The 9,911-nt window shown below is 73.6% G+C and carries 11 protein-coding genes; 3 read left to right on the forward strand and 8 right to left on the reverse strand.

Annotated features, from left to right (window positions below; translation table 11 throughout):
• Positions 1–14: 14 nt before the first annotated feature.
• The 3 genes from HJG45_RS10275 to tsaE all read right to left on the reverse strand — a co-directional run bounded on the left by HJG45_RS10275 (position 15) and on the right by tsaE (position 2,340).
• A complete protein-coding gene (locus HJG45_RS10275) occupies positions 15–743 on the reverse strand; it encodes a nucleotidyltransferase family protein (protein WP_368040560.1) in 729 nt (242 codons plus the stop codon).
• A gap of 133 nt (positions 744–876) precedes the next feature.
• Positions 877–1,851 (reverse strand): aminoglycoside phosphotransferase family protein, encoded by a 975-nt coding sequence (locus tag HJG45_RS10280; RefSeq protein WP_171612037.1) that lies wholly within the window; start codon positions 1,849–1,851, stop codon positions 877–879.
• Between the two features lie 15 nt (positions 1,852–1,866).
• Positions 1,867–2,340 (reverse strand): tRNA (adenosine(37)-N6)-threonylcarbamoyltransferase complex ATPase subunit type 1 TsaE, encoded by a 474-nt coding sequence (gene tsaE, locus HJG45_RS10285; RefSeq protein WP_171612038.1) that lies wholly within the window; start codon positions 2,338–2,340, stop codon positions 1,867–1,869.
• Positions 2,341–2,553: 213 nt separating this feature from the next.
• Between tsaE and HJG45_RS10290 the strand changes: the two genes are divergently transcribed.
• Positions 2,554–3,606, forward strand: coding sequence for an NAD(P)/FAD-dependent oxidoreductase (locus HJG45_RS10290; protein WP_254452417.1), 1,053 nt, complete (start codon positions 2,554–2,556; stop codon positions 3,604–3,606).
• Between the two features lie 104 nt (positions 3,607–3,710).
• On the opposite strand, the gene HJG45_RS10295 is transcribed toward HJG45_RS10290, so the two are convergent.
• The 3 genes from HJG45_RS10295 to ubiA all read right to left on the reverse strand — a co-directional run bounded on the left by HJG45_RS10295 (position 3,711) and on the right by ubiA (position 5,801).
• Positions 3,711–4,100 carry a hypothetical protein gene (locus HJG45_RS10295; RefSeq protein WP_171612039.1) on the reverse strand — a complete coding sequence of 130 codons (390 nt, stop codon included), beginning with the start codon at positions 4,098–4,100 and terminating at the stop codon, positions 3,711–3,713.
• A 133-nt stretch (positions 4,101–4,233) separates the two neighbouring features.
• The gene (locus HJG45_RS10300) at positions 4,234–4,905 is read right to left on the reverse strand and encodes a 50S ribosomal protein L11 methyltransferase (RefSeq protein ID WP_171612040.1); all 672 of its coding nucleotides are present in this window, start codon (positions 4,903–4,905) and stop codon (positions 4,234–4,236) included.
• Positions 4,902–5,801, reverse strand: coding sequence for a 4-hydroxybenzoate octaprenyltransferase (gene ubiA, locus HJG45_RS10305; protein ID WP_171612041.1), 900 nt, complete (start codon positions 5,799–5,801; stop codon positions 4,902–4,904). Before ubiA ends, HJG45_RS10300 begins: the two co-directional genes overlap by 4 nt.
• A 58-nt stretch (positions 5,802–5,859) precedes the next feature.
• On the opposite strand from ubiA, the gene HJG45_RS10310 reads away from it, so the two are divergent.
• Together HJG45_RS10310 and HJG45_RS10315 are read left to right on the forward strand one after the other, a co-directional pair.
• Positions 5,860–6,582, forward strand: a complete 723-nt coding sequence (locus HJG45_RS10310) for a 16S rRNA (uracil(1498)-N(3))-methyltransferase (protein ID WP_171612042.1) — start codon at positions 5,860–5,862, stop codon at positions 6,580–6,582.
• A 57-nt stretch (positions 6,583–6,639) separates the two neighbouring features.
• Positions 6,640–7,986, forward strand: a complete 1,347-nt coding sequence (locus HJG45_RS10315) for a glutamate--cysteine ligase (protein ID WP_171612043.1) — start codon at positions 6,640–6,642, stop codon at positions 7,984–7,986.
• Between the two features lie 25 nt (positions 7,987–8,011).
• Here the strand turns inward: HJG45_RS10315 and HJG45_RS10320 are convergent, their stop codons facing one another.
• Both HJG45_RS10320 and tldD read right to left on the reverse strand, forming a co-directional pair.
• Positions 8,012–8,455: a GNAT family N-acetyltransferase gene (locus HJG45_RS10320; RefSeq protein WP_171612044.1), complete on the reverse strand. Its 444-nt coding sequence runs from the start codon at positions 8,453–8,455 to the stop codon at positions 8,012–8,014.
• Positions 8,452–9,903: a metalloprotease TldD gene (gene tldD, locus HJG45_RS10325; protein WP_171612045.1), complete on the reverse strand. Its 1,452-nt coding sequence runs from the start codon at positions 9,901–9,903 to the stop codon at positions 8,452–8,454. The genes HJG45_RS10320 and tldD overlap by 4 nt, the downstream gene beginning before the upstream one ends.
• Positions 9,904–9,911: the final 8 nt, after the last annotated feature.

Below are 9,911 nucleotides of genomic sequence, written 5' to 3' on the forward strand. Positions count from 1 at the left end.
GCGACGTCCTCAGCTCAGAACAGGGCGCGGACCAGGCCCGCCTGCATCGCGGCCTCCGCCCGTTCCAGATCCGGCGGCGTCGAGAGATGGAACCAGATCCCGTCATGCACCAGCGCGAAGAGACGCCCCGATTCGATGGCCCGATCATACAGGAGGTTGAGGCTGAAGGGGCCGTCCGGGATATCCCGGAACAGCTCCGGCCGCAGGATCTGCACCCCGGCGAAGACATAGGGGGCGAGCTCGCGCTCCTTCGGCCGCCGCACCCGGCCAAGCGGGTCGAGCAGGAAGTCGCCGCGGCCGATCTCGCCCTCGACCTGGGCGCTGCGCACCACCAGCAGCAGCCCGTCCATGGCGGCCGGGTCGAAGGCGGCGGCCATGCGGGCGAGGGCCTGGCGAGGCCCGTCCAGCCACATGGCGTCGCCATTGACCACCGCGAAAGGACCCTCGCCGAGATGCGGCAAGGCGCGGGCGACGCCGCCGCCGGTCTCCAGCACCGGGTCCTCGCGCTGCAGGATCACCCGCGGCGCGGTGCGGTCCGCGACCGCCGCGGCGACCTTGTCGGCATGCCAATGGGCGTTCACCACCGCCTGCTGCACTCCGGCGGCGGCGAGCCGGTCGAGCGCATGGTCGAGCAGCGATTTCCCGTCGAGCGGCAGCAGCGGCTTGGCCGTCGTCTCGGTGAGCGGCCGCATGCGCAGGCCGAGGCCGGCGGCGAGGACCATGCCATGGGTGAGCGTGATCACGCTTCGGCGCTCCGGCGGCTGGGGATCATGGCGTCTCCCTACTCCGTGAGGCCCCTGGCTGGAAACACCCGCCGCGCATCACATCCGCATCGAAGGCCGGGCGCGGCGCCGCGGGCACAGGACGGGCGCGCGCCTACCGGTCCGGGTTGCGCCGCATCTCCTCGGGCACATGGCGGTCGAGGACGTCGCGCAGCGGCGCGCAGGCCGGCTGCGACAGGGCGCGCGCCAGCAGCGCCCAGCAGCGCGGGCCGTGGCGAAGGTAGTGAGGCTTGCCGTCGCGCCGGTCCAGCCGCACCCAGAGGGCGGCGACGCGCAGATGCCGCTGCGCCCCGCAGGCGGCGAGCGCGCCGAGGAAGCCGGCGCGATCGAGTCCCGGCCGCGCTGCCAGATAGGTGGCGAGCGCCGCCCGCCGGACCTCCGGCGCCACGTCGCGCCGCGCATCCTCGACCAGGGAGACGAGGTCGTAGGCGGGATGGCCAAGCGCGCCGTCCTGGAAGTCGAGGATGCCGGTGCGACGGGCGCCCGTGCGGCCCTCGATGCGCATGAGGTTGGCCGGGAAGTAGTCGCGATGGACGAAGCCCTGCGCCCCGGCGAAGGGGGCGAGCATGGCCTGGATCGCCGCGTCCAGTTCCTCCCGGATGCCGGGGGCAGGCGGGGCGCCGAAGGCCGCCGGCCACCACCAGTCGAGGAAGGTGGCGGCCGTCGCCCGCGCCATCGCCGCCGCGTCCCAGGCCGGCAGGCCGGGCGGCACCGGTGCGGCATGCAGCGCCGCCAGCGCCTCGGCCGCCTCGACATAGAGCGGCACCGGATCGGCGCCGGCATCGAGCAGCGCGGCATGGGTCGCGTCGCCGAAATCCTCGATCAGCAGGAAGCCGGCCTCCGCATCCTCGGCGATGATCTCCGGCAGGGAGAGGCCGGCAGCGCCGAAATGCCGGGCGAGGGCGGCGAAGGGCCGCACATCCTCGGGCGGCGGCGCGTCCATCAGCAGCGCCGGGCGCGGCCCGCCGCGCAGCCGGACATAGCGGCGGAAGCTGGCATCGGCGGCGAGGGGCTGGCGCTCCGCCGCGCCGTAGCCATGCGCGGCGAGGAAGGGGTCTGGGTATCGCATGCTGCTCCGCGGCGCTCAGGCCGTGATCTGCTCGAGCCGGCCGGGCCAGCCGGAGAGGATGGCGCGGCGCTCCTCCTCGCCCGCCCCGGGGGAGAGCTCGGGGGCGAGGGTGAGGAGCAGCGCATCCGCCGGCCACTCGGCGCCGAGGCGCTCGGGCCACTCGACGATGACGATGCCGCGCCGCGCCTCGTCCCAGCCGAGCTCCGTCAGGTCGCCGGGGCCGGCGAGGCGGTAGAGGTCGTAATGATGCGCCTCGGTCCCGTCCGGCAGCGCGTAGCTCTGCACCAGGGTGAAGCTGGGCGAGGGCACTTCCAGGCCGGGATCGCCCGTCAGGGCGCGCAGCAGGGCGCGGGCGAAGGCGCTCTTGCCGGCCCCGAGAGGCCCCTGCAGCAGCAGCGCGTCGCCCGGCCGCAGCAGCGGCGCCAGCCGGGCGGCGAGGCGGCCGGTGGCGGCAAGGTCGGGCAGCGTCAGGGCGATCGGGCCTGGCATGGGCCTCCGGGCAGGGAGAGTCGGGCGGTGCCGCCTATCTGCCCGGCCGTCCCGCCCCACCGCAAGCATCCGATGGCCAAGGGGGCGCTGTGCGGGAGCGCTGTGCGGGAGCGCTGTACGGGGGCGCTGTACGGGGCGCATCTGGGCGCCGGAGGTTCCAGCCATCCCCTGTGCAGGCTATGACCCCCGCTTTCGGCAGGCGGGACGCCGGGCATGGCGGGAGCGGATGACATGCTGACCTCTGGGCGGACCTCTGGCGTGACGGTCGAGACCGATGTCGCGGTGATCGGCGCGGGGCCGGTCGGCCTCTTCGCGGTCTTCGAATGCGGCATGCTGCGCATGCGCTGCGTGGTGGTCGATGCGCTGGACGCGATCGGCGGCCAGTGCAGCGCGCTCTATCCGGAGAAGCCGATCTTCGACATCCCGGCGCATCCGCAGATCGACGGCGCGGCGCTGATCGAGAAGCTGGAGGCGCAGGCCGCCCCCTTCACCCCGCTCTACCTGCTCGGCCGGCGGGTGGAGCGGCTGCGCGGGCTGGAGGGCGAGTGGGAGCTCGGCACCAGCGCCGGCGACGTGATCAAGGCCAAGGCGGTGATCCTCGCCGCCGGGGCTGGCGCCTTCGGGCCGAACCGGCCGCCGCTCGAGGGGCTGCCGGGCTACGAGGCCTCGGGCGCGGTGCGCTACCTGGTGGCGCGGCGGGAGGATTTCCGCGGCAAGCGGGTGGTGATCGCCGGCGGCGGCGATTCGGCGGTGGATTGGGCACTGTCGCTGAAGGAGGTGGCGGCGAAGGTCACGGTGGTGCATCGCCGGTCGAAATTCCGCGCCGCGCCCGAGAGCGCCGCCCGGCTGGATGCCGCCGCGGCGCGCGGCGAGGTGGAGATGGCCATCCCCTACCAGCTGCACGGGCTGGAGGGCGACGGCACGCGGCTGCAGGGGGTAGTGCTCTCGACCTTGAAGGGCGAGACGAAGACGGTGCCGGCCGACCACCTGCTGCCCTTCTACGGGCTGTCGATGGAGCTCGGCCCGATCGCCGAATGGGGGCTCGGGCTGGAGCGGAGCCATGTGACGGTGCAGCCCGCCACCTGCGAGACCAACCTGCCTGGCATCCACGCCATCGGCGACATCGCCACCTATCCCGGCAAGCTCAAGCTGATCCTACAAGGCTTCGCGGAGGCGGCGATGGCGGCGCACGCCATCCATCCGCGGGTCTTCCCCGGCGAGGCGCTGCATTTCGAGTACAGCACCAGCAAGGGCGTGCCGGCTTAGCGCCCCGCGGCGTCCAGGGGGTGTCCTGCTTCGCCTGGGGTCGAACAGGCATCACGGCCTGCCGCGGCAAAACGGCGGCAGGGCAACGGCCGTCAGGGCTGTCGTCAGGCCTCCATACCACCATGCTTGCGGAGGAGGCCGCCGATGCGGTCGCGATCGGCGCGCGGGACTTCCAGCCGCATCGTCACCCGGTCGTCATCGAGGTCGATGGTGGCGCAGCGCCGGTCGATCGGGCCCTCGCGCACCGCGGCTTCCAGCGCCAGCTTCGCCGCCTCGCTGTCGGGGAAGCGCAGCGACAGGGTGGTGTCGTCATGCCCCGGCGTCCTGGCGCCCGTGGCCGGCATCATCTCCTCCAGCGGGACGGCGCGCGAACCCTGAGAAGCCGTGCTGGACACCGGATCGCTTGCCGGGAAGGTCTGCTCGACGCCGCTCTCGACATTGGCGTCGGAGGTCTGCTCGGGGTGTTCCTTGCCCTTCGGGCTACTGGTCGTCATGGCCATGGTTGAGGTTTCCCTCTCCTCTTGGCTCCATCGAACGCCGGGAGGCGGGTCGGGTTCAGTGCCGGCAGCGTCGGCGGCAACGACGCGCCGGCTCAATCCACCGCGACCGGTCCGCCCTCTTGGCGCCTCAGCCCAGCAGCCGGGCGATGGTGACGCGCCGGCTGTCGCGGTCCTCGAGCTCGCGCGTTACCGGGACGTCGAAGCGCGCCATCGCCGCGAGCCCCTCCCGCGGCACGTAGGCGCGGCCGGGATCGGCCAGCCAGACCTCGGCGCCGGCCGCCGCCATGGCGCGCAGCCAGGGCAGGATATGGCCGGTCATCGGCGCCTCGTAGCAGACATCGCCGGCGAGGATCAGGTCCCAGCGGCCGGTCCGGGGGGAGACGCTGCCGACCAGATCCGCCACCAGCGCCGTGACCGCGACGCCGTTCAGCGCCGCGTTCAGCCGGGTCGCGGCGACGGCGAGCGGATCGATCTCCGCCGCCTCCACCAGGGCCGCCCCGGCGCGGGCGGCGGCGATGGCGGCGAGGCCGCAGCCGGCGGCGAAGTCCAGCACGCGCCGCCCGGCGACCCGCGCCGGATCGTCGAGGATCAGCCGCGCCATGGCCTGGCTGCCCGGCCAGGCGAAGGCCCAGAAGGGCGGCTCGATCCCCACCTCGCCCAGCCAGGCCTCGGTGGCCTGCCAGATCGGGGTGATCTCGGTGGCGAGGTGCAGGGCGATCTCGGGCACCAGGGGCGGCCGGGCGATGGCCGTCACGGCGCGGATGAAGGCCGCCGGGTCGCGCCGCGGACCCTCCGTCACAGCCGGCCCAGCAGGAAGGCGGCGGCGATGGCCAGCCCGACCTCGCGATTCGCCTTGAACAGCCGCAGGCAGCCGGCCGGGTCGTGGATGTCGAGGCGGATCACCTGCCGCGCCAGCAGCGCCGCCGGCAGCAGCAGTCCCGGCAGGTAGAACCAGGCGAGCCCGGCCGCCCAGCCCGCCAGGGCCAGCAGGGCGAGGGTCGCGCCGTAGCAGGCGGCGAGGAAGGGCCGGGTCCGCTCGCCGAAGCGCAGCGCCGTGCTGCCGATGCCGACCGCGGCATCGTCCTCCCGGTCCTGATGCGCGTAGATCGTGTCGTAGCCGAGGATCCAGCAGAAGCCGGCGGCCCAGAGCAGCAGGGCGGCGGCATCCAGCCGGCCGGTCGCCGCGGCGATGCCCTCCGGCCCCGCCCAGGAGAAGGTGAGGCCGAGCATCGCCTGCGGCCAGTGCGTGACGCGCTTGGCCAGCGGGTAGAGCAGGATCGGCAGCAGGGCGCAGAGGCCGAAGAGGATCGCGGTACGGTTCAGCTGCAGCAGCACCGCCAGCCCGACCAGGCAAAGCCCGGCCAGGAAGGCCAGCGCCTGCCGCGGCGTGACGGTGCCGGCGGCGAGCGGCCGGCCGCGGGTGCGCTCCACCTTCCGGTCGATGTCGCGGTCCCAGAGGTCGTTCACCACGCAGCCGGCGCCGCGCATGGCCACGGCGCCGATGCCGAAGAGCAAGGTGAGCCGCAGCCCCTCGGCCCAGGAGGGGGCGGCGATGGCGAAGGCCCAGAGCCCGGGCAGGAAGAGCAGCCAGGAGCCGATCGGCCGGTCGAAGCGGGCGAGCAGCGCATAGGGCCGCCAGCCCGCGGGCAGCCGGGCGACGAGCCCCTGGGTGCGGATATCGGTGTAGCCCTGCATCGCCCTGGCCTTACACCCCTGGCCTTGTACGCGGCCTCTCTTCCAGCGAAAGACCCGCATGTCCATCCCGCGTCTCTATCTCGACCAGCCGCTGGAGGCCGGGCGGGAGGTCCCCGCCAGCCCGGGCCAGGCGCATTACCTCGGCGGGGTGCTGCGCCGGGCGGCCGGCGACCCGGTGCTGCTGTTCAACGGCGCCGACGGCGAATGGGCCGGGCGCATCGCGCATCTGCGCAAGGACCGCTGCGCCCTGCTGCCGGAACGCCGGACCCGGGCGCAGGAGCCGGCGCCGGCCTGCCGCCTGCTGGTGGCGGCGGTGAAGCGTGACGCCATGGATTGGATGGTGGAGAAGGCGACCGAGCTCGGCATCGGCGCCATCCAGCCGGTGCTGACCCGGCGCAGCATCACCGACCGGGTGAACCTCGCCCGGCTCGGCACCATCGCCCAGGAGGCGGCGGAGCAGTGCGAGCGGCTGACGGTCCCGCGCCTCGCCCCGGCCGCCCCCTTGCATGCCCTCCTCGATGCATGGGATGGCACGCCGCTGCTGGTCGGCGACGAGCGGGGCGAGGCGCCGCCGCTCGCCGCCCTGGCGCGGGGGCTGCCGCGGGGCGGCGCCTGGGCCTGGCTGGTCGGGCCGGAAGGGGGCTTCGAACGGGCGGAGCTTGACGATCTCCGCCGCCGTGCCTTTGTTTCGACAGGCTCCCTCGGGCCCCGCATCCTGCGGGCCGAGACGGCCGCGGTGGCGGGGCTGGCGGTGCTGCAGGCGCTTGCCGGCGATTGGTAGAGACTCTCATCGTGCGCCGGGCGTCCTGCCCAGGCCCCGACGACATGGAAGGGCAGGATGTCGAATCCCGGCGAGGCAGACCTCACGCCGATCACCTCCGTGCGGCAACTCGCCGAATGGTTCGCCGCCGGCGGCAAGCCGCGGGTGGAATGGGGCGTCGGCACGGAACACGAGAAATTCGGCTTCTTCCGCAACGGCCAGGCGACCCCGGCCTATGAGGGCGCGGCCGGCATCCGCAGCATCCTCGGCGGGCTGGAAGGCCAGGGCTGGTCGCCGATCCTCGATGCCGGCAACCCGATCGGGCTGAAACGCGGCGCCGCCTCGATCAGCCTCGAGCCGGCCGGGCAGCTTGAGCTCTCGGGCGCCGTGCTGCCGGACCTGCACGCGACCTGGCGCGAGCTGCGCGGGCATCTGCGCGAGGTGCACGAGGTGGCCGGGCCGCTCGGCATCGGCTTCGCGTCGCTCGGCTTCCACCCGCTGCACAGCCGCGAGCAGATGCCCTGGATGCCGAAGGGCCGCTACGCGATCATGCGGCGCTACATGCCGAAGGTCGGCAGCCTCGGCCTCGACATGATGCTGCGCACCTGCACGGTGCAGGCCAATCTCGACTACGGCGACGAGGCCGACATGGTCGAGAAGCTGCGCGTCTCGCTGGCGCTGCAGCCGGTGGCGACCGCGCTCTTCGCCAACTCCCCCTTCACCGAGGGGCGGCCGAACGGCTTCCGCAGCATGCGGGCGCAGGTCTGGACCGACACCGATCGGGACCGCACCGGCATCCCCGCCGTGGTCTTCGAGCCCGGCTTCGGCTTCGAGCGCTTCGCCGAATGGCTGCTCGAGGTGCCGATGTACTTCGTCATGCGCGACGGCAAGTGGCTGGATGCGTCAGGCCGGAGCTTCCGCGCCTTCCTCGACGGCCGGCTCGACATCCTGCCGGGCGAGCGCGCGACGATCGGCGACTTCGCCGACCATGTGACCACCGCCTTCACCGATGTGCGGCTCAAGCGCTTCCTTGAGATGCGCGGCTCGGATGCCGGCAGCCCGGCGATGCTGGTGGCGCAGCCGGCGCTCTGGGTCGGGCTGCTCTATGACGCCGCGGCGCAGGCGGCGGCGGCGGCGCTGGTGCGCGACTGGACGGTGGAGGAGATGCAGGCGCTGCGCCTCGCCGTGCCGCGGCAGGCGCTGGCGGCCGAGATCCGCGGCCGGCGGGTGCAGGCGGTGGCGCGCGACGTGCTGGCCATCGCCCGCGACGGGCTACGCGCCCGGGGCCTTGGCGAGGAGGTCTATCTCGCGCCGCTCGAGGAGATCGCCGAGAGCGGCCTGACCCAGGCGGACCGGCTGCTGCAACTCTACGAGCGCGCCTGGGGCGGCAATGCGGCGGAGGCGCTGCTGCACGCCGAGGTGTAGGAGGGGCCGGAGCGGCCGGTGGCCTTCAGCCGAGCCGCTTCGCCATGAACACCCGCGCGAAGCCCTTCTCCTGCCCCCGCCCGGTCTCGGCATAGCCGCGCTTCGCATAGAGCGCGATGTTCCGCTCCATCAGCACGTTGGTGTAGAGCCGCACCTCCGGCAGGGTGCGGCGCCGCGCCTCGGCCTCGACGAAGTCGAGCAGCACGCGGCCGTCGCCATGGCCCTGCCGCGCCGGCTCGATGGCGATGTTATCGAGCATCAGGTGGTCGGGATGCGTCTCGATGACGACAAGGCCGCGGATTTCCCCCTCCGTCTCCAGCACAAAGGCCTCGCCGGCGGCGATGCGGGCGGCGTAGTCGTCATCCATCGGGAAGGGGCGGCGGCCGACCACCGGCACCCAGGGGCCGTAGGCGCGCTCGACGATCGCCGCCAGCAGCGGCGCCTCCTCCGGCCGCGCCGGGCGGATCATACCGCCGTGCCGCCGATCGTCAGCCCCGCCAGCTTCAGCGTCGGCTGGCCGACGCCGACCGGCACGCCCTGGCCCTGCTTGCCGCATGTGCCGATGCCGGGATCGAGCGCCATGTCGTTGCCGATCATCGCCACCTTGGTGAGGCTGTCCGGCCCGTTGCCGATCAGCGTCGCGCCCTTCACCGGCGCGCCCAGCCGGCCATCCTCGATCAGATAGGCCTCGGAGGCGGAGAAGACGAACTTGCCCGAGGTGATGTCGACCTGCCCGCCGCCGAAATTCACCGCATAGAGGCCGCGCTTCACGCTGCGCAGGATCTCCTCCGGGGCATGCGCGCCGCCGAGCATCACGGTGTTCGTCATGCGCGGCATCGGGATATGGGCGTAGCTCTGCCGCCGGCCGTTGCCGGTCGGCGCCACGCCCATCAGCCGGGCGTTCTGCCGGTCCTGCAGGAAGCCGACCAGCACGCCGTCCTCGATCAGCACGGTGCGATTGGTCGGCGTGCCCTCGTCATCCACGGTCAGGCTGCCGCGGCGGTCCGGGATGGTGCCGTCATCGATCACCGTGACGCCCGGCGAGGCGATGCGCTGGCCGAGCAGGCCGGCGAAGGCCGAGGTCTTCTTGCGGTTGAAGTCGCCTTCCAGCCCATGCCCGATCGCCTCATGCAGCAGGATGCCGGGCCAGCCCGGGCCGAGCACCACCTCCATCTCGCCGGCCGGGGCGGGGACGCTGTCGAGGTTCAGCAGCGCCTGGCGCAGCGCCTCCTCCACCGCCCCCTGCCAGACCGGCTCGGCGACGATGCGGGCATAGTCGAAGCGGCCGCCCATGCCGTGGCTGCCGGTCTCGCGCCGGCCGCCCTGCTCCACCACCACGGCGACGTTGAGCCGCACCAGCGGGCGGATATCGGCGACGCGGCTGCCGTCGGGGCGCAGGATCTGCACCGCCTGCCACTCGCCGGCGAGGCTCGCCATCACCTGCGCGACGCGCGGGTCGCGGCCGCGGGCATAGGCGTCGATCTCGCCGAGCAGCCGCGTCTTGGCCGCGAAGTCGAGCAGCGCCAGCGGGTTCGCATCCTCGTACAGCCGGGCGTTGGTCGCGCGCGGCGCGAGGTCGAGCGTGCCGGAATGGCCCTGCCGCACCGCGCCGACCGTCTCCGCTGCCCGCCGCAGCGCCGGCTCCGACAGCTCGCCGGCATGCGCGTAGCCCGCCGCCTCGCCGGCGACGGCGCGCAGCCCGAAGCCGCGCGACGCGTCGAAGCTCGCCGAGCGGATGCGGCCGTCATCGAGCGAGATCATCTCGCTCTCGCGATATTCGAGGAAGAGCTCGCCGTCATCGGCGCCGTCCAGCGCCTGGCGCAGGATGCGTCCGGCCCCGTCGCGGTCGAGCCCGGCCGGCCCGCCGGTGGCGAAGAACAGGCGATCGGTGACGGAGAGCGGCGTGTCGAGCGGCATGGCGGTCT

The sequence above is a fragment of the Roseicella sp. DB1501 genome (assembly GCF_013112485.1).
Classification (GTDB): Bacteria; Pseudomonadota; Alphaproteobacteria; order Acetobacterales; family Acetobacteraceae; genus Paracraurococcus.